22 protein-coding genes and 1 pseudogene are annotated in these 22,186 nt (G+C 69.1%); 13 read left to right on the forward strand and 10 right to left on the reverse strand.

Annotated elements, in window-relative coordinates:
* The first annotated feature begins 164 nt into the window (after positions 1-164).
* From C1I89_RS12855 to C1I89_RS12865, 3 genes are read left to right on the forward strand one after another with little or no spacing between them, the layout of a single operon-like run.
* Positions 165-1,145 (forward strand): YVTN family beta-propeller repeat protein, encoded by a 981-nt coding sequence (locus C1I89_RS12855; protein WP_181390942.1) that lies wholly within the window; start codon positions 165-167, stop codon positions 1,143-1,145.
* Positions 1,129-1,935 (forward strand): polysaccharide deacetylase family protein, encoded by an 807-nt coding sequence (locus C1I89_RS12860; protein WP_102773174.1) that lies wholly within the window; start codon positions 1,129-1,131, stop codon positions 1,933-1,935. Before C1I89_RS12855 ends, C1I89_RS12860 begins: the two co-directional genes overlap by 17 nt.
* Positions 1,936-1,937: 2 nt before the next feature.
* Positions 1,938-2,894, forward strand: coding sequence for a sterol desaturase family protein (locus C1I89_RS12865; protein WP_102773175.1), 957 nt, complete (start codon positions 1,938-1,940; stop codon positions 2,892-2,894).
* A gap of 18 nt (positions 2,895-2,912) precedes the next feature.
* Here C1I89_RS12865 and C1I89_RS12870 read toward each other — a convergent pair whose 3' ends face one another.
* Entirely contained in the window at positions 2,913-3,422 is a 510-nt protein-coding gene (locus C1I89_RS12870; protein ID WP_102773176.1) for an acyl-CoA thioesterase, read from the reverse strand.
* Positions 3,423-3,552: 130 nt separating this feature from the next.
* Here C1I89_RS12870 and selD point away from each other — a divergent pair, with 130 nt between their 5' ends.
* Positions 3,553-4,614 (forward strand): selenide, water dikinase SelD, encoded by a 1,062-nt coding sequence (gene selD / locus C1I89_RS12875; protein ID WP_102773177.1) that lies wholly within the window; start codon positions 3,553-3,555, stop codon positions 4,612-4,614.
* 10 nt (positions 4,615-4,624) lie between these two features.
* Here selD and C1I89_RS12880 read toward each other — a convergent pair whose 3' ends face one another.
* Positions 4,625-5,542, reverse strand: coding sequence for a LysR substrate-binding domain-containing protein (locus C1I89_RS12880; protein ID WP_102773178.1), 918 nt, complete (start codon positions 5,540-5,542; stop codon positions 4,625-4,627).
* A gap of 104 nt (positions 5,543-5,646) precedes the next feature.
* On the opposite strand from C1I89_RS12880, the gene C1I89_RS12885 reads away from it, so the two are divergent.
* Together C1I89_RS12885 and C1I89_RS34485 are read left to right on the forward strand one after the other, a co-directional pair.
* Positions 5,647-6,300 carry a 2-hydroxychromene-2-carboxylate isomerase gene (locus tag C1I89_RS12885; protein ID WP_102773179.1) on the forward strand — a complete coding sequence of 218 codons (654 nt, stop codon included), beginning with the start codon at positions 5,647-5,649 and terminating at the stop codon, positions 6,298-6,300.
* Between the two features lie 42 nt (positions 6,301-6,342).
* Entirely contained in the window at positions 6,343-6,501 is a 159-nt protein-coding gene (locus tag C1I89_RS34485; RefSeq protein WP_168202195.1) for a hypothetical protein, read from the forward strand.
* Positions 6,502-6,509: 8 nt separating this feature from the next.
* On the opposite strand, the gene C1I89_RS12890 is transcribed toward C1I89_RS34485, so the two are convergent.
* Together C1I89_RS12890 and adh are read right to left on the reverse strand one after the other, a co-directional pair.
* On the reverse strand, positions 6,510-6,890 hold the full coding sequence (locus tag C1I89_RS12890) for a DUF779 domain-containing protein (RefSeq protein WP_102773180.1): 381 nt from the start codon (positions 6,888-6,890) through the stop codon (positions 6,510-6,512).
* A gap of 129 nt (positions 6,891-7,019) precedes the next feature.
* Complete coding sequence (gene adh, locus C1I89_RS12895; RefSeq protein WP_102773181.1) at positions 7,020-8,549, reverse strand: aldehyde dehydrogenase; 1,530 nt, start codon at positions 8,547-8,549, stop codon at positions 7,020-7,022.
* A gap of 233 nt (positions 8,550-8,782) precedes the next feature.
* Between adh and C1I89_RS12900 the strand changes: the two are divergent.
* Together C1I89_RS12900 and C1I89_RS12905 are read left to right on the forward strand one after the other, a co-directional pair.
* A pseudogene (locus C1I89_RS12900) lies at positions 8,783-10,324 on the forward strand (sigma-54-dependent Fis family transcriptional regulator); the annotation flags it as partial.
* A 256-nt stretch (positions 10,325-10,580) separates the two neighbouring features.
* Positions 10,581-11,426 carry a sigma-54-dependent Fis family transcriptional regulator gene (locus C1I89_RS12905; protein ID WP_258231409.1) on the forward strand — a complete coding sequence of 282 codons (846 nt, stop codon included), beginning with the start codon at positions 10,581-10,583 and terminating at the stop codon, positions 11,424-11,426.
* Here the strand turns inward: C1I89_RS12905 and trpC are convergent.
* The 6 genes from trpC to rpe form a co-directional block, all read right to left on the reverse strand.
* Positions 11,423-12,211: an indole-3-glycerol phosphate synthase TrpC gene (gene trpC / locus C1I89_RS12910; protein WP_102773182.1), complete on the reverse strand. Its 789-nt coding sequence runs from the start codon at positions 12,209-12,211 to the stop codon at positions 11,423-11,425. The genes C1I89_RS12905 and trpC overlap by 4 nt on opposite strands.
* Entirely contained in the window at positions 12,208-13,239 is a 1,032-nt protein-coding gene (trpD, locus tag C1I89_RS12915) for an anthranilate phosphoribosyltransferase (protein ID WP_102773183.1), read from the reverse strand. Before trpD ends, trpC begins: the two co-directional genes overlap by 4 nt.
* Before the next feature lie 12 nt (positions 13,240-13,251).
* Positions 13,252-13,818, reverse strand: a complete 567-nt coding sequence (locus C1I89_RS12920; protein WP_102773184.1) for an anthranilate synthase component II — start codon at positions 13,816-13,818, stop codon at positions 13,252-13,254.
* A 45-nt stretch (positions 13,819-13,863) separates the two neighbouring features.
* On the reverse strand, positions 13,864-15,384 hold the full coding sequence (trpE, locus tag C1I89_RS12925) for an anthranilate synthase component I (RefSeq protein ID WP_102773185.1): 1,521 nt from the start codon (positions 15,382-15,384) through the stop codon (positions 13,864-13,866).
* Between the two features lie 256 nt (positions 15,385-15,640).
* A complete protein-coding gene (locus C1I89_RS12930; RefSeq protein ID WP_102773186.1) occupies positions 15,641-16,384 on the reverse strand; it encodes a phosphoglycolate phosphatase in 744 nt (247 codons plus the stop codon).
* 14 nt (positions 16,385-16,398) lie between these two features.
* On the reverse strand, positions 16,399-17,127 hold the full coding sequence (gene rpe / locus C1I89_RS12935; RefSeq protein WP_102773187.1) for a ribulose-phosphate 3-epimerase: 729 nt from the start codon (positions 17,125-17,127) through the stop codon (positions 16,399-16,401).
* Between the two features lie 90 nt (positions 17,128-17,217).
* Here rpe and apaG point away from each other — a divergent pair, with 90 nt between their 5' ends.
* The 5 genes from apaG (at position 17,218) to C1I89_RS12965 (ending at position 22,086) form a co-directional block, all read left to right on the forward strand.
* Positions 17,218-17,592, forward strand: coding sequence for a Co2+/Mg2+ efflux protein ApaG (gene apaG / locus C1I89_RS12940; RefSeq protein WP_039882644.1), 375 nt, complete (start codon positions 17,218-17,220; stop codon positions 17,590-17,592).
* A gap of 233 nt (positions 17,593-17,825) precedes the next feature.
* On the forward strand, positions 17,826-19,064 hold the full coding sequence (gene mltA, locus C1I89_RS12950) for a murein transglycosylase A (RefSeq protein WP_440130636.1): 1,239 nt from the start codon (positions 17,826-17,828) through the stop codon (positions 19,062-19,064).
* Positions 19,061-20,230, forward strand: coding sequence for a UbiH/UbiF family hydroxylase (locus C1I89_RS12955; protein ID WP_102773189.1), 1,170 nt, complete (start codon positions 19,061-19,063; stop codon positions 20,228-20,230). The genes mltA and C1I89_RS12955 overlap by 4 nt, the downstream gene beginning before the upstream one ends.
* A 52-nt stretch (positions 20,231-20,282) precedes the next feature.
* The gene (locus C1I89_RS12960) at positions 20,283-21,068 is read left to right on the forward strand and encodes a DsbC family protein (RefSeq protein WP_102773190.1); all 786 of its coding nucleotides are present in this window, start codon (positions 20,283-20,285) and stop codon (positions 21,066-21,068) included.
* A 61-nt stretch (positions 21,069-21,129) separates the two neighbouring features.
* Entirely contained in the window at positions 21,130-22,086 is a 957-nt protein-coding gene (locus tag C1I89_RS12965; RefSeq protein WP_102773191.1) for a D-2-hydroxyacid dehydrogenase family protein, read from the forward strand.
* Positions 22,087-22,186: the final 100 nt, after the last annotated feature.

Here is a 22,186-nt window from a genome sequence, read left to right on the forward strand (position 1 = left end):
TCTGAGGGGGAGCCGGCGGCCGGCTTGTTGCCGGACCGCAACAGGCGTGTGCGTTTGTGGCGAAACGGCGGGCTGATATGCATTTGTCAGGCCGCCGTGCCTACAATGGCGAGCAGTCGCGAGACTGACCGATTTCCCTTTGCCGGATCCAGAAATTGAACCCCATGCATTTTGTCCGCTACGCCCTGGTGGGCGTGGGGATGGCGCTTAGCGCCGCGGCGGCTTCCGCCCCGATCTTCGTCCTGAATTCTCTGGACGCCAACGTCAGCATCATCGACCCGGCCACCTACAAGGAATTGCGGCGCGTGCCCACGGGCAAGGAGCCGCACCACCTGTACCTGACGCCGGACGAAAAATCGCTCATGGTGGCCAACGCCACCGGCGACACCATCACGCTGATGGACCCGCGCACCGGCGACGTGCAGCGCACGCTGACCGGCATCGTCGATCCCTACCAGCTGCAGTTCTCGCCGGACATGAAGTGGTTCGTGACGGCGGCCAACCGCCTGGACCACATCGACATCTATGCCTGGAAGCCGCTGGAGCAGGGCTTCGACCTGACGCTGGTCAAGCGCATCCCGGCGGGCAAGACGCCCAGCCACATCATGATCGACAGGAACAGCACGACGGCCTACGTCACGCTGCAGGACAGCGACCAGCTCATCGCCATCGACCTGGCCACGCAGACGCCGAAGTGGACGGTGCCGGTCGGCAAGACGCCGGCCGACGTGTTCCTGACGCCCGACCAGAAGACGCTGCTGGTCGCGCTGACCGGCGATTCCTACGTGGAAGCCTACGACGTCAGTAACGGCCCGGCCAGGCTGGTGACGCGCATCAAGACCGCGACCGGCGCGCACGCCTTCCGCGCGCAGGGCGACCAGCGCCACCTGTTCGTCAGCAACCGCACGGCCAATTCCATCAGCCGCATCGACATGCAGACGCTGACGGTCACCGACACCTTCGCGGTGCCGGGCGGCCCCGACTGCATGGACGTCTTGGCCGACGGCAAGACGCTGTTGGTGACCTCGCGCTGGGCGCGCAAGCTTACCGTGGTGGACCTGGAGCAGAAGAAGGTTTCCAGCCAGGTGCCGGTGGGCAAGTCGCCGCATGGCGTCTGGACGCTCAACCATGCGCCTACGCGCTGACGCTTTCCGGGCGCGCCTGGCGGCCGCCGCCGCGCTGGCGCTGGCCGTGTCGAACGCCGGCGCCGCGGGGCCGGCCGCCTGCGACAAGCCCGTCTACCTGACCTTCGACACCGGCCACATGGGCGTGGCCCCGCTGGTGGCGGAGGTGCTGGCGCGCCACCAGGTCAAGGTCACGTTCTTTCTGGCCAACGAACGCACGCTGACCGGCGGCTCCAGCCTGGACGAAGTCTGGGCGCCCTGGTGGAAGGCGCGCGCCGCCGAAGGCCATGCCTTCGGCTCGCACACCTACGACCACGTCTACTGGCAGGGCGACCTGCCGGGCGGGCGCTTCCGCGTCAAGCCCAGCGCCGGCCCGGACGCCGGCAAGCGCGCCGAATGGACGTCGGCGCAATATTGCGCCGAGATCAAGCGTTCGGCCGCGCGCTTTCGCGAAATGACCGGGCAGGACATGCTGCCCCTGTATCGCGCGCCGGGCGGCAAGACCTCGCCGGCGCTGCTGCAGGCCGCGCGCGCCTGCGGCTACGAACAGGTGGGCTGGGCGCCTGCCGGTTTCCTGGGCGACGAACTGCCCAGCGACAAATATCCCAACGCCCGCCTGCTGGATCAGGCGCTGCGCAACATCAAGCCGGGCGACATCCTGCTGGCCCACCTGGGCATCTGGTCGCGCCAGGACCCGTGGGCGCCGGCCGTGCTGGAGCCGCTGATTGAAGGTTTGCAGCGCAAGGGCTATTGTTTCGCCACCCTGAACACGCATCCGGCCTATAGCGGCTGGATCGCCACGCATCATTGATCATGGAAACGCTTAGTCGACTTTTCGGAGAATGCCAGCAATGGATCTTCGAGACGGCGGTTCAGCCCGCGCTGTTTCACCTGGGCCTGAGCAACTTCATCGAGGACGGCTATGACGCCACGATGTGGCTGCTGGTCGGCCTGCTGCAGATCGCGGTGCTGGTGCTGGTGTTCGGTCCCTTGCAGCGCCTGCGCCCGGTCGAGCCCGTCACCGACCGCCGCCAGATCGGCGTGGACGTGCTGTACACGCTGATCCACCGGCTCGGCGCGTTCCGCCTGGTGCTGTTCTTCACCGTCGATCCGCTGTGGGACAGCGTGTTCGGCCAGCTTCACGTATGGGGCTTCGCCGCGTTCCAGCTCGACCAGTACTGGCCCGGCGTGACCGACCGCGCCTGGGTCAGCCTGATCATCTATCTGCTGCTGTTCGACGCGGTGGACTACTTCTACCACCGGGCCCAGCACCGTTTCGGCTGGCTCTGGGCGCTGCACGCCGTGCACCACAGCCAGCGCCAGATGACCATCTGGAGCGACGACCGCAACCATCTGCTCGACGACATGCTGCGCGACGTGCTGGTGGTGTTCGTGTCGCAGCTGGTGGGCGTGCCGCCGGCGCAGTTCGTGATGGTGGTGGCCATCACCCAGCTGGCGCAGAGCCTGTCGCACGCCAACCTGCGCATGCATTTCGGCGCGCTGGGCGACCGCCTGCTGGTCAGCCCGCGCTTTCACCGGCACCATCACTCCATCGCCTACGACGCCTCCTCGCCGGGGCCGGCGGGCGGCTACAACTTCGGCGCGCTGTTTCCGTTCTGGGACATGCTGTTTCGCACCGCGCGCTTCGGCGTGGGCTACGGCCCCACGGGCATCCATGACCAGCAGCCCGAAGCCGGCGGCCGCGACTACGGACGCGGCTTCTGGTCGCAGCAGTGGCTGGGCCTCAAGCGCCTGGCCGGCCGCCCCTGAGGGCGGATGCGGCGTTCTTCACGGCGCGGCGTGGCCGTCGTGCGTGGTTTCGCGCTTGATCTCGCCGTGCCGGCGTTCCATTTCCTGGCGCAGCTCGCGCCGCAGCCTGGCCGCCTCCATGCGCTGTTTTTCCTCCAGCGTGCGCGGCGCCAGCGGCGGCACCGCGGTGGGCGCGCCGCGCTCGTCGACCGCCACCATCGTGAAGTAACAGCTGTTGGTGTGGCGCACCAGCTTTCTGCGGATGTCTTCGGTGACGACCTTGATCCCGATTTCCATGGACGTGCGGCCGGTGTAGTTCACCGCCGCCAGGAAGGTCACGAGTTCGCCCACGTGGATGGGTTCGCGGAAGACGACCTGGTCGACCGACAGGGTCACGACGTACTGGCCGGCATAGCGGCTGGCGCAGGCGTAGGCCACCTGGTCCAGGTACTTGAGTATGGTTCCGCCGTGCACATTGCCCGAGAAATTCGCCATGTCCGGCGTCATCAGGATGGTCATCGACAATTGGTGGCTGAATGCGTCGTCCATGGCGGCATTGAATCTTGGATAAAACGCCTATGGTAGCGGCTGGCGCGTCCCGCGGTCGCGGGTTTTCTGCGTTTCCCGGATCGCCGCCGCGCCGGTGCTATCCTCTTCGCCGTATCGACCGGAGATAGAAATGACCCAGGATGTTGCGAGCGCGGCCGTGCCGCGGTTGACTTCGCTTTCGCACGGCGGCGGCTGCGGCTGCAAGATCGCGCCGGGCGTGCTGTCGGCGCTGCTGGCGCGCTTCGGCCCCGCCGCCAGTTTTCCGAACCTGATGGTCGGCACCGAGACCGCCGACGACGCGGCGGTCTACCGGCTCAACGACGAACAGGCGCTGATCGCCACCACGGACTTCTTCATGCCCATCGTGGACGATCCCTACGATTTCGGCCGCATCGCGGCCACCAACGCGCTGTCGGACGTGTACGCCATGGGCGGCACCCCGATCATGGCGCTGGCCATCGTCGGCATGCCGATCAACGTGCTGCCGCACAGCGTCATCGCCGACATCCTGCGCGGCGGCGAATCGGTATGCGCCGACGCCGGCATCCCGCTGGCCGGCGGCCATAGCATCGATTCGGTCGAACCCATATACGGCCTGGCCGCCATGGGCCTGGTGCATCCGGACCGGGTCAGGCGCAATGCCGACGCGCGCGCCGGCGACGTGCTGATCCTGGGCAAGGGGCTGGGCGTGGGCATTCTGTCGGCGGCGCTGAAAAAGAACCGGCTGGACGAAGCCGGCTACCGCGTGATGATAGACACCACCACCCGGCTGAACCGCCCCGGGCCGGCGCTGGCCGCGCTGGACGGCGTGCACGCGGTGACCGACGTGACCGGCTTCGGCCTGCTCGGCCACGCGCTGGAAATGGCGCGCGGCGCCGGCCTGACGGCGCGCCTGCGCCTGGACAGCCTGCCCTGGCTGCCGGGCGTGCAGGCCTATGCGGCCGACGGCGTGATCACCGGCGCGTCCGGCCGCAACTGGGCCTCCTACGGCGAATCCATCCGTCTGGGCGAGTCGGTCACCGACACGCAGCGCGCCCTGCTGACCGACCCCCAGACCTCGGGCGGCCTGCTGGTGTCCTGCGCGCCTGACACGGCCGACGCGGTGCTGGACCTGTTCCGCGGCCACGGCTTCGCCGATGCCGCCGTGATCGGCGAGATGAGCGCCGGCGAACCGCTGGTGCGGGTGGAGTAACGCGGGGCCGCTACGCGCCCAGGCCGCTGGCGGTGGCCGCGGCCTGTTCCGCCAGCCACTGCATGACCACCGCCGTGTCCGGCGAGCTGCGCCGCGGGTTGCACACCAGCCAGTAGGCCAGCTCGGTGGCGCTGGCGGCCTGCCCGCCCACCGCCTCCAGGCGCTTGTCCGCCAGCATCGGCGCGACCAGCGCCAGCCGTCCCAGCGCGATGCCGTGGCCGGCCAGCGCCGCGTGCACGATCTGGTCGTACTGGTTGAAGCGCAGCATGCCCTTGGCCTGGGCCCGGCCCAGGCCGCGCGCGTTCAGCCATTCCGACCATTGCAGCCAGGGGCGGCCGGGGTCGTCGAATTCCAGCAGCACGTGGCGCTGCAGTTCGCGGGCGTCCAGTTCGCGCGCGCCCAGGCTGGGATGCGCGACCGGCACCACCGATTCCCCGAACAGCCACCGCGCCGTGTCCGGCACGCCGTCGCGCAGGCTGTAGCGGATGGCGATGTCCACGTTCTCGCGGTCGATGTCGATGAGCCGGTTGTCGGCCGCCACGCGCACGTCGATCTGCGGGTGGGCCGCCTGGAAGTCGCCCAGGCGCGGCAGCAGCCACAGCGAGGCCACGCCGATGGTGGTGGTGATGGTGACGGGCGTGCGCCGCTCGGGCGCGCGCAGCTGCTCGGTGAGGTCGCCCAGCTGGCTCAGCCACACGTCGGCCATGCGGAACAGCTGCGCGCCTTCGGAGGTGAACGACACGCTGCGAAAGCCCCGCACCAGCAGCGCCACGCCCAGGTGCGCCTCCAGCGCCCGGATCTGGCGGCTGACGGCGGACTGCGTCACATGCAGGTCCTGCGCGGCCAGCGTGATGCTCATGCGGCGGCCCACGGCCACGAAGCCCCGGACGAGATCAAGCGGCGGAAGTTTGGCCAGCGGATATGGCATTCGTGAAACTCATGCGTACCGGACGGAAATGTTGCTTGAGCAATAGTACTCCGAGGGCGTTCAATAGGGATTCGGAGGCCTCCCTGACCCTTACGGAGTTCGTGATGACTGTATCCCTGCCCGATGCGCCGCGCATCGAGATGTGGTTCGATTTCGCCAGCCCGTACAGCTATCTGGCGATCGAGCGCATCGACGCCCTGGCCCGCGAGGCCGAAGTCCGGGTCGATCTCAAGCCTTTCCTGCTGGGCCCCATCTTCCAGGCCCAGGGCTGGAACGATTCGCCGTTCCGGCTGTTTCCCGGCAAGGGCGCCTACATGATGCGCGACATCGCCCGCCTGGCCGAGAAATACGGCCTGGTCTACCGCCGGCCGCGCCTGTTTCCGCGCATGAGCGTGCTGCCCGCGCGCATCGCCCTGCTGGGCCAGGACGAGCCCTGGGGCCGCGACTTCTGCCTGGCCGTTTTCCGCGCCAATTTCCAGCATGACCAGGACATCCAGGCCGAGGACGTGGTGCACGGGCTGCTGACCGGCATGGCGCTGGACGCCGACGCCCTGATCGCCCGCGCCAAGTCCGAGGCCGCCAAGGAGGCGCTGCGGCGCCAGGTCGACCGCGCCCGCAACCTGGGGCTGTTCGGCGCGCCCACGTTTTTCGTGGACGGCGAGATGTTCTGGGGCAACGACCGCCTGGAAGATGCGCTGGACTGGGCCCGCCGCGGCGCGCCCGTTGGCGCCTGGGCGCCGTCGGCGGCCCGCGCCTGAACCGCCGCCCGAGCAAGTTTTCCGTCAACCCTTCGTCACACAATGAAGAACGCCAGCAGTGCCTATCGCGGCGCGCCCATGCCGGGCGGCCGTTCGTTCACCCAGTTCCGCGCCGCCCGCATCCGGCGCGTATCCTTCCATTGGAAGCTGGCCGAGCGCGCCCAGCCTGACGGCAGGCGCGATCCGAAGAACGGGCCCTAGCGCACGGCTCATCCTCCGCGCGTCACGGGCGCTACGCGCGCCCATTCCTCGTCCGAATACAGCCGCGAGCGCAGCAGGAAACGCTTGCCCTCGGCGCTGTCGAGCGAAAAGGCGCCGCCCCGGCCCGGGACGGCGTCGATGATGAGCTGGGTGTGCTCCCAGTAGGCGAACTGGTCCTCGCCCATGTAGAACGGGCAGCCTTCCAGTTCGCCCAGCAGCACGTCCGAGCCGCCCACCATGAATTCCCCCAGCGCATAGCACATGGGCGAACTGCCGTCGCAGCAGCCGCCCGACTGGTGGAACATCAGCGGGCCGTGCTTGGCGCGCAGCGTGTCGATCAGGCGGCGCGCCTCGTCGGTCGCGACCACGCGCGGCGTATGCTCTGCCATGATGTCGTCCTCCCGGGCGCGCCCGGCCGCCGGGCCAGGCGCGCCCGCCGGTCGCGGGTCAGAAGAAGCCCAGCNTCGCGACCACGCGCGGCGTATGCTCTGCCATGATGTCGTCCTCCCGGGCGCGGGTCAGAAGAAGCCCAGCTTCTTGGGCGAGTAGCTCACCAGCAGGTTCTTGGTCTGCTGGTAGTGGTTGAGCATCATCTTGTGGTTCTCGCGCCCGATGCCGGATTGCTTGTAGCCGCCGAACGCGGCATGCGCCGGATAGGCGTGATAGCAATTGGTCCACACCCGCCCGGCCTTGATCGCGCGTCCCATGCGATAGCAGGTATTGGCGTCGCGCGACCAGACGCCGGCGCCCAGGCCGTAGAGCGTGTCGTTGGCCAGGGCCAGCGCGTCATCGGCGTCCTTGAAGGTGGTCACCGCCACCACCGGGCCGAAGATCTCCTCCTGGAACACGCGCATCTTGTTGTGGCCCTTGAACACCGTGGGCTGCACGTAATAGCCGCCTTCCAGCGCGCCCTGCATCTGCGCGCGCGCGCCGCCGGCCAGCACGTCGGCGCCTTCCTGCTTGCCGATGTCCAGGTACGACAGGATCTTTTCCAGCTGCTCGGTCGAGGCCTGCGCGCCCAGCATGGTGTCGCCGTCCAGCGGGTTGCCCTGCTTGATCTGGCCGACGCGCTTGAGGGCGCGCTCCATGAACCTGTCGTACAGCGACTCCTGGATCAGCGCGCGGCTGGGGCAGGTGCAGACCTCGCCCTGGTTCAGCGCGAACATCACGAAGCCTTCCACCGCCTTGTCCAGGAAATCGTCGTCCTGCGCGGCCACGTCGGCGAAGAAGATGTTGGGCGACTTGCCGCCCAGCTCCAGCGTAACCGGGATGATGTTCTGCGAGGCGTACTGCATGATCAGCCGCCCGGTGGTGGTTTCGCCGGTGAAGGCGATCTTGGCGATGCGCTTGCTGGAGGCCAGCGGCTTGCCGGCCTCCAGGCCGAAGCCGGTGACCACGTTCACCACGCCCGGGGGCAGGATGTCCGCGATCAGCTCCATCAGCAGCAGGATGCCCAGCGGCGTCTGTTCGGCGGGCTTGAGCACCACGCAGTTGCCGGCGGCCAGCGCGGGCGCCAGTTTCCACGCCGCCATCAGGATGGGGAAGTTCCACGGAATGATCTGGCCCACCACGCCCAGCGGCTCGTTGAAATGGTAGGCCACGGTGTCGTGGTCGATCTCGGACAGCCCGCCTTCCTGGCTGCGGATGCACGAGGCGAAATAGCGGAAGTGGTCGATGGCCAGCGGGATGTCGGCGGCGCGGGCCTCGCGGATGGGTTTGCCGTTGTCCCAGGTTTCGGCCGTGGCCAGGCGCTCCAGGTTGGCCTCCATGACGTCGGCGATGCGCATCAGCATGCGCGCGCGCTCGGCGGCCGACGTGGCGCCCCATTTGGGCGCGGCGCGATGCGCGGCGTCCAGCGCCAGCTCGATGTCGCGCTCCCTGGAGCGGGCGTTGCGGGTCAGCACCTGGCCGGTGACCGGAGTCAGGTTGTCGAAGTATTCGCCGTCCGCCGGCTTCTGCCACTTGCCGTCGATGAAGTTGTCGTACTGGGTTTTCAGGTCCAGGCGCGTGCCATAGGTGTCGGGGGTGACTCGGGTCGCGATGTCCATGCTTGTCTCCGGTATTGTGTGTCGGGGGCGGCAGTGGGCTGCCTGCTCCGTATCAAGCAAGGACCATGCCAGTAGGGGCCGGTCCGCTGGACAGCGGGGATTGCGCGTGCGAAAGTAGGATTCCACACGCCGGGGAGATCGCCCTCAGCCGTCTGGCGGCCCCCACCCGCTGTTGCGTTATGCGACAGTGTTGCGGAACAGGCGTCGCAGAATGCCTGTCCCAGGAGACACGCATGGCCACTCATTCCCGTCAGCACACGCTGACGCAAGCGCGCCTGCTGTTCAACCAGCAGGGCGCGGTGCCCGGCGGCATGGTCGCCGAGCCCATCCTGCGTTCATGGCGGCGCTGCGCCGACCTGGGCTTCGACATGCGCGGCGTGCGCCGCACCGAGCTGATGACCCAGGGCGAGCTGCGCGAGGCGCAGCAGCGCAACGAGGCGCTGCGGCGGATGTCCGAGCCGGCCATGTCCATGCTGCGCCGCCAGGCCGGCGGCAGCCTGGTGATTCTCTCCGACGCCCAGGGGCTGGTGCTCGACAGCGACGGCGACGTCGATTTCGCCCAGCGCGCCTCGCGCGTGGCGCTGATGCCCGGCGCCGCCTGGGACGAGGCCGCCGCGGGCACCAACGCCATCGGCACCGCGCTGGTGGAAGGCCGGTCCATCGCCGTGCACGGCGCGGAACATTACTTCGAACCCAACCGCATCCTGACCTGCGCGGCGGTTCCCATCACCGACAACGAAGGCCGCACCGTGGGCGTGCTGGACCTGTCCAGCCAGGCGCGCGAGATCCGGCCCGAGGTGCTGGCGCTGGTGCGCGCGGCGGTGGACCTGATCGAGCACCGGTTGTTCGAGCAGGCCTTCGATCCGCACACGGTGCTGCAACTGCACACCAGCCCGTCGGGCCTGGGCCTGCCGGGCGAGGGACTGCTGGCGTTCGAGGGCGACCTGCTGGTGGGCGCCAACCGCTGCGCCCTGCAGGCGCTGGGCCTGGCCGCGACCGCCCTGGGCGTGTACCGCTACGCCGACGTATTCGAAGGCGATATCGAACGCGGCCCGGACGCGGCGGGCCGGGTGCTGACGCGCGCCGGCGCGGCCTACCATGCGCGCCTGCGCCGCCCGCCGGTGCGCGCCCGCCAGGCCCCGGCCGCGCCGGTCGCGCCGCCGGCCGCCTCGCGCCCCGCCGCGCCGAACTTCGACGCCGCCACGCTGGGCGCGCTGGCGCGCGCCGTGCATCTGTCGGATGCGGGCGTGTCCATCCTGCTGCAAGGCGAAACCGGCGCGGGCAAGGAAGTGTTCGCGCGCGAACTGCATGCGCGCAGCAAACGGGCCGCCGGCCCGTTCGTGGCGGTCAATTGCGCCGCGCTGCCCGAAAGCCTGATCGAATCCGAACTGTTCGGCTATGAAGACGGCGCCTTCACCGGCGCGCGCCGCCAGGGCAGCAAGGGGCTGCTGCGGCAGGCGCATGGCGGCGTGCTGTTCCTGGACGAGATCGGCGACATGCCGCTGCTGCTGCAGTCGCGCCTGCTGCGCGTGCTGCAGACCCGCGAGGTCTCGCCGCTGGGCGCGGCGCGCCCGGTGCCGGTGGACTTCGCGCTGGTGTGCGCCACGCACCGCCCGCTGGCGCACGCGGACGCCGACACGCAGGGCGTCGACACGCCGGTGCGGCCCGACCTGTATTTCCGGATTGCCGAGTACACCGTCACGCTGGCCCCGCTGCGCGCCCGCGCCGACCGCCTGGAGCTGCTGCGCGGCCTGTGGGCGGCGCAAGGCGCGGGGCNCGACCGCCCTGGGCGTGTACCGCTACGCCGACGTATTCGAAGGCGATATCGAACGCGGCCCGGACGCGGCGGGCCGGGTGCTGACGCGCGCCGGCGCGGCCTACCATGCGCGCCTGCGCCGCCCGCCGGTGCGCGCCCGCCAGGCCCCGGCCGCGCCGGTCGCGCCGCCGGCCGCCTCGCGCCCCGCCGCGCCGAACTTCGACGCCGCCACGCTGGGCGCGCTGGCGCGCGCCGTGCATCTGTCGGATGCGGGCGTGTCCATCCTGCTGCAAGGCGAAACCGGCGCGGGCAAGGAAGTGTTCGCGCGCGAACTGCATGCGCGCAGCAAACGGGCCGCCGGCCCGTTCGTGGCGGTCAATTGCGCCGCGCTGCCCGAAAGCCTGATCGAATCCGAACTGTTCGGCTATGAAGACGGCGCCTTCACCGGCGCGCGCCGCCAGGGCAGCAAGGGGCTGCTGCGGCAGGCGCATGGCGGCGTGCTGTTCCTGGACGAGATCGGCGACATGCCGCTGCTGCTGCAGTCGCGCCTGCTGCGCGTGCTGCAGACCCGCGAGGTCTCGCCGCTGGGCGCGGCGCGCCCGGTGCCGGTGGACTTCGCGCTGGTGTGCGCCACGCACCGCCCGCTGGCGCACGCGGACGCCGACACGCAGGGCGTCGACACGCCGGTGCGGCCCGACCTGTATTTCCGGATTGCCGAGTACACCGTCACGCTGGCCCCGCTGCGCGCCCGCGCCGACCGCCTGGAGCTGCTGCGCGGCCTGTGGGCGGCGCAAGGCGCGGGGCCGCGCCTGCCGCCCGACATCGAAGCCGTCCTGCTTGCGTACTCATGGCCCGGCAACTACCGCCAGATGGCCGCCGTGCTGCGCACGCTGCACGTGCTGGCGGGGCCGGCGGGCCGGGTCGATGCCGACATGTTGCCCGCGGATATCCGCGCAACGCCGGCGCCCGCGCCTGGCGCCGCCGGCGATTCCGTCAACCTGCAAGCAATGACCGACGCCGCGATCCGCGACGCCCTGGCCGCGCATGGCGGCAACGTCAGCCGCGCGGCGCGCGCGCTGGGGGTGCACCGCAGCACGCTGTATCGGCGTATGAATGCCTAACCCACCAGCCGCGCCAGTTCCGCGCCCGGGTCCTTGGCGCGCATGAAGGCTTCGCCCACCAGGAAGGCGTCGACCTTGTTCTTGCGCATCAGCTTCACGTCTTCCGGCGTCAGGATGCCGCTCTCGGTCACGACGCGCTTGCCGGCGGGGATGCGCGGCAGCAGGTCCAGGGTGTTCGACAGACTGGTCTCGAAGGTACGCAGGTTGCGGTTGTTGATGCCCAACAGCGGCGTCTTCATTTCCAGCGCGATGTCCAGCTCCTTGGCGTCGTGCACTTCGACCAGCACGTCCATGCCCAGTTCGATCGCCAGGGTTTCGTACTCGCGCAGCTGCGCCGGGGTGAGGGCGGCCACGATGAGCAGCACGCAGTCGGCGCCCATCGCGCGCGCGGCGATGATCTGGTAGGGGTCGATCACGAAGTCCTTGCGCAGCACCGGCAGCGAGCAGGCCGCGCGGGCCTGGCGCAGGTGGTCGTGCGAGCCCTGGAAGAACTGCACGTCGGTTAGAACCGACAGGCAGGCCGCGCCGTGCACGGCGTAGGAGGCGGCGATTTCGGCGGGGGCGAAGCCCTCGCGCAGCACGCCCTTGGAAGGCGAGGCTTTCTTGATTTCGGCGATGACGCCGGCCTTGCCCTGCGCGATCTTGTCTTCGATGGCCTGGGCGAAGCCGCGCACGTCCTGGCGCGCCTGCGCTTCGCGCAGGACTTCGGCTTCGCTGCGCATCTGGCGGGCGGCGGCGACTTCCTCGACCTTGACGGCGAGGATCTTCGCGAGAATATCGTTCATTTCAGGAATTTCCGGGTATATGCGCAGAATTCTTCCAGCTTGGCTCGCGCCGCGCCGGTGGAAATCAGTTCGAATGCTAGCGCTAAGGCTGCGGGAATGGAATCGGCTTTATTGCCTGCATAAATCGCGAGCCCGGCATTGAGCGCGACAATGTCGCGGGCCGTGCCTTCGACATTCTCGAGCGCCTCTATGACCAGCTCGCGCGATTGTTCGCGATTGGACACCTTGATGCTGCGGTTGGACATCATGGATAGCCCGTAGTCCTCGGGATGAATTTCATATTCGAGGACCTTGCCGTCCTTGAGTTCCCCGACCATGGTGGCCCCGCCCAGCGAGGCTTCGTCCATGCCGTCCTTGCCGTGCACCACCAGCACGTGGCGCGAGCCCAGGCGTTCCAGCACGCGCACCTGGATTCCGACCAGGTCGGGGTGGAACACGCCCATCAGCTGGTTGGCGGCGTTGGCCGGGTTGGTCAGCGGGCCGAGGATGTTGAAAATGGTGCGCACGGCCAGTTCCTTGCGCACGGCGGCCACATTCTTCATGGCGCCGTGGTGGGCCGGCGCGAACATGAAGCCGATGCCGGTGGCCTGGATGCATTCGGCCACCTGCTCGGGCGTGAGCACCAGGTTGGCGCCCAGGGCTTCGAGCACGTCGGCGCTGCCGCTGGAGGACGAGGCGCTGCGGTTGCCGTGCTTGGCGATCGGCACGCCTGCGGCCGCCGCAACGAACATGGCCGTGGTGGAAATGTTGAAGGTATGGCTGCCGTCGCCGCCGGTGCCGCACATGTCCAGCAGGTCTTCCGGATTGGGCGTGACCACGGGCGTGGCGAATTCGCGCATGACCTGCGCGGCGGCGGTGATCTCGCCGATGGTTTCCTTTTTCACGCGCAGGCCCATCAGCAGGGCGCTGGCGATCTGGGGCGACATCTCGCCGCGCATCAGCATGCGCATCAGATGCAGCATTTCGTCGTGGAAAATTTCGCGGTGTTCGATACAGCGCGTCAGCGCTTCGGCGGGGGAAATGGTCACGATGCGTCCTTCTCAGGCGAGGTTCAGGAAATTGCGCAGCAGGGCATGGCCATGCTCGCTGAGCACGGACTCGGGATGGAACTGTACTCCGTATAGCGGCAGCGTCTTGTGGCGCACGCCCATGATGTCGCCGTCCGGCGCGGTGGCGGTGACCGCCAGGCAGTCGGGCAGCGTGGCCGGATCGATGGTGAGCGAGTTGTAACGGATGGCCGTGTACGGGGTGGGCAGGCCGGTGAAGATGTCGGTGCCGGTGTGCGAGATCTGCACGGTCTTGCCGTGCATGATCTGCTGGGCCCGCACGATCCTGCCGCCGTAGGCCGCGCCGATGGCCTGGTGGCCCAGGCACACGCCGAGTATGGGTTTCCTGCCGGCGAAGGCTTCGATGACGGGCACCGAGATGCCGGCCTCGGCGGGCGAGCAGGGGCCGGGCGACACGCAGATGCGGTCGGGGTTCATGGCGGCGATTTCGTCCAGCGTGATCTGGTCGTTGCGCGCGACGCGCACGTCCTCGCCCAGTTCGCCGAAGTATTGCACCAGGTTATAGGTAAACGAATCGTAATTGTCGATCATCAGCAGCATAGTTTTCTCCGTGCGGGCGGTATTCGGTAGGGGCGGGGCCTGGGGTCAGATGGGTTCGTCCAGGCCATGCTGCACCTGCTCGGCGGCGCGCAGCACCGCGCGGGCCTTGGCCTCGGTCTCGGCCCATTCGGCTTCGGGGCTGGAGTCGGCCACGATGCCGGCGGCGGCCTGCACGTACAGCGTGCCGTCCTTGATGACGCCGGTGCGGATCGCGATGGCCACGTCCATTTCGCCGCCATAGCTCAGGTAGCCGGCCGCGCCGCCGTAGATGCCGCGGCGCACGGGTTCGAGTTCGTCGATGATCTTCATGGCCTCGACCTTGGGTGCGCCGGTCAGGGTGCCGGCCGGGAACGAGGCGCGCAGCACGTCCATGCTGCTCATGCCGGGGTTCAGGTTGCCGGTTACGTTGGACACCAGGTGCATGACGTGCGAATAGCGTTCGATGACCATGGTGTCGCTGACCTTCACCGAGCCCACTTCGGCCACGCGGCCCACGTCGTTGCGCGCCAGGTCGATCAGCATCACGTGCTCGGCCACTTCCTTGGGGTCGGCCTTCAGTTCGGCGGCCAGCGCGGCGTCCTCCTCGGGCGTGGCGCCGCGCTTGCGGGTGCCGGCCAGCGGGCGGATGGTGATCTGCGACTTGGGCTCGCCGTTTTCGACCACGCGCTCCTGGCGCACCAGGATCTCGGGCGAGGCGCCCACGACCTGGAAGTCGCCGAAATTCCAGAAGTACATGTAGGGGGAGGGGTTGAGCGAGCGCAGGGCGCGGTAGAGGGAGAGGGGGGAGTCGCGGAAGGGCTTGGCGATGACCTGGCCGATCTGCACCTGCATCAGGTCGCCGGCGGCGATGTGTTCCTTGGCGCGGCGCACGGCCGCCAGATAGTCTTCCTTCTTGAAGTCGCGCCGCTCTTCGGTCTGCATGCTGGCGTGGCTGTACGGGATTTCGACCGGGCGGCGCAGGCGCACGCGCAGGTCGTGCAGGCGCTGCTGGGCGCGGCTGTAGGCCTCGGGCTGGGCCGGGTCCGCGTAGACCATCAGGTAGATGCGGCCGGCCAGGTTGTCGACGATGACCAGTTCGTCGACGTGCATCAGCATCAGGTCGGGCGTGCCGCCTTCCATGCCGGCCGGAAACGGCTTGACCGCCGGGCCCAGGCAGGGCTCGATGTGGCGCACCGTGTCGTAGCCGAAGTAGCCGGCCAGGCCGCCGCAGAAGCGCGGCATGCCCGGGCGCAGGGCCACCTTGAAGCGGCTCTGGTACTGCTCGATGAAGGCCAGCGGGTCGCCGTCGTGAGTCTCGGCGATCTTGCCGTCGTGCAGCACCTCGGTGCGCGTGCCGCTGGCGCGGATCACGGTGCGGGCCGGCAGGCCGATGAAGGAATAGCGGCCGAAGCGCTCGCCGCCCACCACCGATTCCATCAGGCAGGTCATGCGGCCGGCCTGCGGGCCGGCATGCGCCAGCTTCAGGTAGATGCCCAGGGGCGTGTCCAGGTCGGCGTAGGTTTCGGCCACCAGCGGGATGCGGTTGTAGCCTTGCGCGGCGAGGGCCTTGAATTCGATTTCGGTCATGTGGGTCTCGTAAGCGTTCGATTTGCTTGCGGACCGGGCACATAGCAAAAAGCCCGGTCCAGGTTACTGGTTCCGGGCTTGGCTCTGTGGTTACACAGCTACGGCACTAGGCGGCATACGCGTCCAGGGCCGGGAGGGATCATCGCCACCCGGAAGACAAACGCCACCAGCGCCACGAGGCGCCGAGCATTTGGTTCTGGATGGAAACGTTCATCGGGTGATTCTGCTATGGAAACTTGGTATGGAAACCTGCTGGTCAGGAACCGGTTTTTGCCGTGGCGTTCGCCGCGGTGTTTGCCGCAGTGTTTGCCGTATTGCGGCTCTGGTTCCAGAGCGCGACCCACTGGGCCGCGTCAACTAGCGTGTCAACTATACCATCGACATCGAGCTCGCGCACGTCCTTGCCTTCGTTGTAGCCATAAGGCACCACCAGCACCTGCGTGCCGGCGCTGCGTCCGGCCTGGGCGTCGTTCAGGGAGTCGCCGATGGTCACGGCCTGCGGCGCCGTGACGCCGAGCAGGTCGCAGGCATGCAGCACCTGGTCGGGATCGGGCTTGCGGCGCGCGCAGGTGTCGCCGCAGACCACGGCGTCGAAAAAGCCGGCCAGGCCGGTGCGCTGCAAAAGCGGCAGCGTGAACTCGGTGGGCTTGTTGGTGACCACCGCCAGCTTCAGGCCCTGTTCGCGCAGCTGCTTCAGGCCGTCGATGACGCCGGGGTACACCTGGGCCTTTTCGCCGTTGACCAGGTGGTAGTGGCGGTAGAAGGCGGCGCGGGCGCGGTCGAACTCGGCGGGCTCCGGGTCGGCGCCCTCCAGGCTGCCGGCCAGGCTGCGGCGCACCAGGTTGTCCACGCCCTTGCCGACGAAGGTCGCCACCACGTCCTCGCGCAGCGGGGACATGCCCAGCTCCACGCGCATGGCGTTGGCCGCGAAGGCCAGATCGGGGATGGAGTCCAGCAGGGTGCCGTCCAGGTCCAGCAGCGCGGCGCGAAAAGCGGTCATATCGATTCCCGGTATCAGATGGCGGTGGTTTCGCCGACGGCGATCTGCTCGCGCATCGACTTGATGATGCCGGCGTAGTCCGGCTTGCCGAAGATGGCCGAACCGGCCACGAAGGTGTCCGCGCCGGCGCGGCGGATCTCGGCGATGTTGTCGATCTTGACGCCGCCGTCGACCTGCAGGGCGATTTCCTGGCCGCCGGCGCGGGTCCAGGCGTCGATGCGGGCGCGCGCCTCGCGCAGCTTGTCCAGCGCGGCCGGAATGAAACTCTGGCCGCCGAAGCCGGGGTTGACCGACATGATCAGGACCAGGTCGATCTTGTCCATCACGTAGTCCAGGTAGGACAGCGGCGTGGCGGGGTTGAACACCAGGCCGGCCTTACAGCCGTTTTCGCGGATCAGCGTCAGCGTGCGGTCCACGTGGCGGCTGGCGTCGGGGTGGAAGCTGATGTAGTCGGCGCCGGCCTTGGCGAACATCGGCACCAGGTCGTCCACCGGTTCCACCATCAGGTGCACGTCGATCGGCACGGAAACATGGGGACGGATCGCCGCGCACACCATGGGGCCGATGGTCAGGTTGGGGACGTAGTGGTTGTCCATCACGTCCACGTGGATCCAGTCGGCGCCGGCGGCGACGACGTTGCGGACTTCCTCGCCCAGGCGGGCGAAGTCAGCCGACAGGATGCTGGGGGTGATGCGGGTGGAGGCCGAAAGGGTAGACATGATGTTCGGAGTCGGGGAGGGCATAATGTGCCATTATTGCAGTTTGAGGCGCGGTACCGGGAGTGGCCCGGTCCGGCGGGTCCGGCGGCCGCGCCTGCTACACAGGAAAGGACTGTGAAACCTTACGACCTGAGCGTCTCCGTCTCTCCACGCTTCGTGCCTGAACAGTCCGATCCCGGCGAACAGCAGTTCGTATTCGCCTATACCGTCCGCATCACCAACACGGGCGAACACCCCGCCCAGGTGATCAGCCGCCACTGGATCATCACCGACGGCAACCAGCGCGTGCAGGAAGTGCGCGGGCTGGGCATCGTGGGCCAGCAGCCGCTGCTGGCGCCCGGTGAAACCTTCGAATACACCAGCGGCTGTCCCCTGCCTACTCCGGTGGGCACGATGCGCGGCACCTATCACTGCGTCGGCGAGAACGGCATTCCGTTCGAAGTGCCGATCTCCGAATTCGTCCTGGCCATGCCGCGCACGCTGCACTGAATGGCCCGGTCCCCGTCGTACGTCCTGCCCTTGCTCATGAAGCGCATTTTCAGTTTGTCCGTGCTGTCGGTACTGCTGGCGGCCTGCTCCACGCCCTCCGACATTCCCCCCGATTCCGGCACGCTTCCCGGCGCGCGTCCGCCCGCGGCCGAAGGCCCCCTGGTGGTGCCGCCGCTGTCGGCGCTGCCCGATACGCCGCCGCGCGCGCTGGCGGGCAAGTTCAAGCCGGGCAACTGGTCGGAAATGCCCGGCTGGAGCAGCGACGACCTGTCGCGCGTGTGGCCGCTGTTCCTGCGCAACTGCCGCGGGCTGATGCGGCCCACTTCCGGCAACCTGGCCGCGCCGGCGCGCGCCACGCCGCGGGCCTGGCAGCCGGTCTGCGCGGCCGCCACCGACCCGGCGCGCGCGCCCGCCGCGGGCGACGGCGAGGCGGTGCGGCGCTTCTTCCAGACCTATCTGCAGCCGTGGCGCCTGAACGCGGCCGACGGCAAGCCGGCCNGGCCTGGCAGCCGGTCTGCGCGGCCGCCACCGACCCGGCGCGCGCGCCCGCCGCGGGCGACGGCGAGGCGGTGCGGCGCTTCTTCCAGACCTATCTGCAGCCGTGGCGCCTGAACGCGGCCGACGGCAAGCCGGCCACCAATACGGTCACCGGCTACTACGAGCCGCTGGTGCGCGGCTCGCGCCGCCAGGGCGGCAACTACCAGTGGCCGCTGTACGCCGTGCCCGCCGACCTGCTGACCATCGACCTGGGATCGGTCTATCCGGACCTGGCGGGCAAGCGCGTGCGCGGCAAGCTCGACGGCAAGCGCGTGGTGCCCTACGACACGCGCGCCGCCATCGAATCGACCGCCGGCCGCCGCCCGCCCGTGGTGGTGTGGGTGGACGATCCGGTGGACAACTTTTTCCTGCAGGTGCAGGGCTCGGGCCGGGTGCAGCTCACCGACGGCCCCGACGCCGGCAAGACCATACGCGTGGCCTATGCCGACCACAACGGCCAGCCCTACGTGTCCATCGGCCGCTGGCTGATCGACCGCGGCGAACTCGCGCCCGACCAGGCCTCGATGCAGAACATCCGCGCCTGGGCGCAGCGCAATCCCAAGCGCGTGCCGGAAATGCTGAACGCCAATCCGGCCGTCGTGTTCTTCCGCGAAGAGGCCGTGGTGGACCCCGAACTGGGTCCCAAGGGCGCCTACGCGATCCCGCTGGCGCCGATGCGCTCGGTGGCGGTGGACGCCAGCTTCGTGCCGCTGGGCACGCCGGTGTTCCTGTCGACCACCTATCCGGCGTCCGACCGGCCGCTGCAGCGCCTGGTGTTCGCCCAGGACACCGGCACGGCCATCCGCGGCGCGGCGCGCGCCGACTTCTACTGGGGCTACGGCGACGCGGCCGGGCAGCAGGCGGGGCGCATGAAGCAGCGCGGCCAGATGTGGGTGTTGTGGCCCAAGCAGGCCGGGGAGCCGACAGCAAGATGAGCCATCAGATCGTCGTTTGCGGAGCCGGCATCGTCGGCCTGTCCACCGCCCTGGCGCTGGCCCGCCGCGGCCAGCGCGTGGCCGTGCTGGCCCCGCGCGCCAGCGTGCCGGCGGCCGATCCCAACCACTACCATCCGCGCGTCTACGCCATTTCGCCGGCCAGCCAGCGTTTCCTGGCCGAGCTGGGCGTCTGGGACGCCATGCCCGCGGCCCGGCTCACGCCGGTGACCGCGATGGAGATCCACGGCGACGCCGACGGGCAGGTGAACCTCAATGCCTGGCAGGCGGCGCTGCCGCAGCTGGCGTGGATCGTCGAATCCGGCGAAATCGAGCGCGTGCTGATCCAGGCCGTGCGCATGTTCGGCATTGCCTGGCTGGAAGACCGCTGCACCGGCTATCGCAACGGCGCCATCGAGACGGAAGGCGGCGCGCGCATCGAGGCCGAACTGTTCGTGGGCGCCGATGGCGCGGCCTCGCCGCTGCGCACGGCGGCCGGCCTGAAGCACGAGTCCCAGTCCTATCACGACACCGGCCTGGTGGTGCACCTGGACGCGCAGCGTCCGCACCAGGGCACGGCCGTCCAGTGGTTCCGCGACGATGGCGTGCTGGCGCTGCTGCCGCTGCCCGACACGGCCGACGGCCCGCAGGTCTCGATGGTCTGGTCCATGCGCAGCGAGCAGGCCCGCGACTTGCTGGCCTTGCCGCCGGCCGAACAGACGGCGCGCCTGGAGGCCTTGCTGGCCGACGCCGCCGAAGGCCGGCTGGGAACCCTGAAGGTGCGCAGCAAGCTGCATGGCTTTCCCCTGACCCTGGAGCGCGCGCAGATGGTGGCGCCGGGCATCGCGCTGGCGGGCGACGCCGCGCACCGGCTGCACCCGCTGGCCGGGCAGGGCCTGAACCTGGGCCTGGGCGACGTCGAGGCGCTGGTGCGCACGGTCGCCGGGCGCGAGCCCTACCGCACGGCCGGCGACCTGCGCGTGCTGCACCGCTACCAGCGGGCGAGGGCCGAGCCGGTGCTGGCCATGCGCCTGGCCACCGACGGCCTGCACAAGCTGTTCGCCTCGCGCGCCACGCCGCTGGTCTGGCTGCGCAACGCCGGCATGCACTGGGTCGAGCGCGCGCCGCTGGTCAAGCGCCGCCTGATCGCCGGGGCCTCGACCAACTAGGTTACGCTAGGCCCTAGGCCGAACGACACGATATACGAGTACAGGAGCACAGATGAATTTCCGCATTTCCGCCGTCCTGGCCGCCGCGCTGCTGGCGGTGTCGGCCGGCGTGTCGGCCCAGGACGCCAAGTCCGTGTCCACGCAGTCCGCCGGCCAGGCCGGCAAGGACGCCAAAAGCTACGCCACGCCCCAGGCGGCGCCGGCCGATCCCGCGGCGGACGCGGTCAAGGAACGTTTCAAGCAGCGTTTCTCCGGCATGGACGTCACGGCCGTGCGGCGCACGCCCTACGGTTTGTTCGAAGTGCAGCTGGGCATGGACATGATCTACACGGACGAGAAAGTCACCTGGGTCATGGAAGGTCCGCTGATCGACGCCATGACGCGCCGCGACGTCACCCGCGAATCGCTGGAGCGGCTGAGCGCCGTGAAGTTCGACGATCTGCCGCTGGAACTGGCCATCAAGCAGGTCAAGGGCGACGGCTCGCGCAAGGTGGCGATTTTCGAAGACCCCAATTGCGGCTATTGCAAGCAGCTGCGCAAGACGCTGGAAGACGTGGACAACCTGACCGTCTACACCTTCCTCTATCCCATCCTGTCGGCCGATTCCAAGGACAAGGTGCGCGACGTCTGGTGCGCCAAGGACCCGGGCGCGGCCTGGGACGACTGGATGCTGCGCGGACGCAAGCCGGCCGCCGCCAGCTGCGACGTGCCCGAGGCCGAACTGCTGGCCCTGGGCCAGCGCCTGATGGTGCGCGGCACGCCCACTCTGTTCTTCGCCGACGGCACGCGCACCAGCGGCGCGCTGCCCCTGGAGCAGCTCAAGGCCCGACTGAACTGACCGGCGCGCGCCGCCGGCCGGGAGGCTGGCGCCGCAAGCGCCACGCCACCCGGAGACCGCATTGAAAATCGCAATACTCGACGATTATCACGACGTAGCCCGGCGCTACGCCGACTGGACCTCGCTGGGCGGCGACGCCGAGGTGCAGATCTTCAACAACTACATTCCGCCCGAGCAGGTCGAGGCCACGCTCGAGAGCTTCGACGTCATCGTCGCCATGCGCGAGCGCACGCCGTTCCCGGCCGAGCGCATCCGCGCGCTGCCCAGGCTGCGCCTGCTAATCACCACCGGCATGCGCAACAACGCCATCGACATGCAGGCCTGCGCCGCGCAGGGCATCGTGGTGTGCGGCGCGCCCGGCAGCCCCGAGGCCGCCACAGCCACCGCGGAGCTGGCCTGGGCGCACATCCTCGGACTGTTCAAGCACCTGCCGGCCGAAGACGCGGCCATGCGCCGCGGCATGTGGCAGACGGCCATGCCCGAGCCGCTGGCCGGCAAGCGGCTGGGCGTGCTGGGCCTGGGCAAGCTGGGCACGGCGGTGGCCAAGGTGGGCCAGGCCTTCGGCATGGACGTGGTGGCCTGGAGCCCCAACCTCACCGACGAACGCGCCGCGGCCGCCGGCGTGGCGCGGGTGGACAAGCACGAACTGTTCGCCACGTCCGACGTGGTCAGCCTGCACCTGATTCTTTCCGAGCGCACCCGCCACGTGGTCGACGCCGCGGCGCTGGCCGCCATGAAACCCACCGCCTATCTCGTCAACACCTCGCGCGCCGGCCTGGTGGACCAGGAAGCGCTGATGGACGCGCTGGTGAAATTCCGCATCGCCGGCGCGGGGCTGGACGTCTATCCCGAAGAGCCGCTGTCGCCCACCGACACGGTGCGCGACCTCGACAACGTGATCCTCACGCCGCACCTGGGCTACGTCAGCCGCGAGAATTTCGAGGCGTTCTACCAGAACGCGCTGGAAGCCGTGAAAGCCTGGCAGGCGGGGCGGCCGGTGCGGGTGCTGAATGCGTGAAATTTGCGGATGGTGGGGATGGGTAGGATGGGTGTAGCGCGAGATTTCCTGGGCAAGAATTCAATTGTCCGTCGCGCGTAACCCATCGGCCGGCGGCAGC

This window comes from Achromobacter pulmonis (genome assembly GCF_002885955.2).
Taxonomy (GTDB): domain Bacteria; phylum Pseudomonadota; class Gammaproteobacteria; order Burkholderiales; family Burkholderiaceae_B; genus Achromobacter; species Achromobacter pulmonis_A.

Coding starts and splice junctions, on each gene's coding strand:
- C1I89_RS12855 (WP_181390942.1), top strand. CDS start 165: ATGCATTTTGTCCGCTACGCCCTGGTGGGCGTGGGGATGGCGCTTAGC.
- C1I89_RS12860 (WP_102773174.1), top strand. CDS start 1,129: ATGCGCCTACGCGCTGACGCTTTCCGGGCGCGCCTGGCGGCCGCCGCC.
- C1I89_RS12865 (WP_102773175.1), top strand. CDS start 1,938: ATGGAAACGCTTAGTCGACTTTTCGGAGAATGCCAGCAATGGATCTTC.
- C1I89_RS12870 (WP_102773176.1), bottom strand. CDS start 3,422: ATGGACGACGCATTCAGCCACCAATTGTCGATGACCATCCTGATGACG.
- selD (WP_102773177.1), top strand. CDS start 3,553: ATGACCCAGGATGTTGCGAGCGCGGCCGTGCCGCGGTTGACTTCGCTT.
- C1I89_RS12880 (WP_102773178.1), bottom strand. CDS start 5,542: ATGCCATATCCGCTGGCCAAACTTCCGCCGCTTGATCTCGTCCGGGGC.
- C1I89_RS12885 (WP_102773179.1), top strand. CDS start 5,647: ATGACTGTATCCCTGCCCGATGCGCCGCGCATCGAGATGTGGTTCGAT.
- C1I89_RS34485 (WP_168202195.1), top strand. CDS start 6,343: ATGAAGAACGCCAGCAGTGCCTATCGCGGCGCGCCCATGCCGGGCGGC.
- C1I89_RS12890 (WP_102773180.1), bottom strand. CDS start 6,890: ATGGCAGAGCATACGCCGCGCGTGGTCGCGACCGACGAGGCGCGCCGC.
- adh (WP_102773181.1), bottom strand. CDS start 8,549: ATGGACATCGCGACCCGAGTCACCCCCGACACCTATGGCACGCGCCTG.
- trpC (WP_102773182.1), bottom strand. CDS start 12,211: ATGAACGATATTCTCGCGAAGATCCTCGCCGTCAAGGTCGAGGAAGTC.
- C1I89_RS12920 (WP_102773184.1), bottom strand. CDS start 13,818: ATGCTGCTGATGATCGACAATTACGATTCGTTTACCTATAACCTGGTG.
- trpE (WP_102773185.1), bottom strand. CDS start 15,384: ATGACCGAAATCGAATTCAAGGCCCTCGCCGCGCAAGGCTACAACCGC.
- C1I89_RS12930 (WP_102773186.1), bottom strand. CDS start 16,384: ATGACCGCTTTTCGCGCCGCGCTGCTGGACCTGGACGGCACCCTGCTG.
- rpe (WP_102773187.1), bottom strand. CDS start 17,127: ATGCCCTCCCCGACTCCGAACATCATGTCTACCCTTTCGGCCTCCACC.
- C1I89_RS12955 (WP_102773189.1), top strand. CDS start 19,061: ATGAGCCATCAGATCGTCGTTTGCGGAGCCGGCATCGTCGGCCTGTCC.
- C1I89_RS12960 (WP_102773190.1), top strand. CDS start 20,283: ATGAATTTCCGCATTTCCGCCGTCCTGGCCGCCGCGCTGCTGGCGGTG.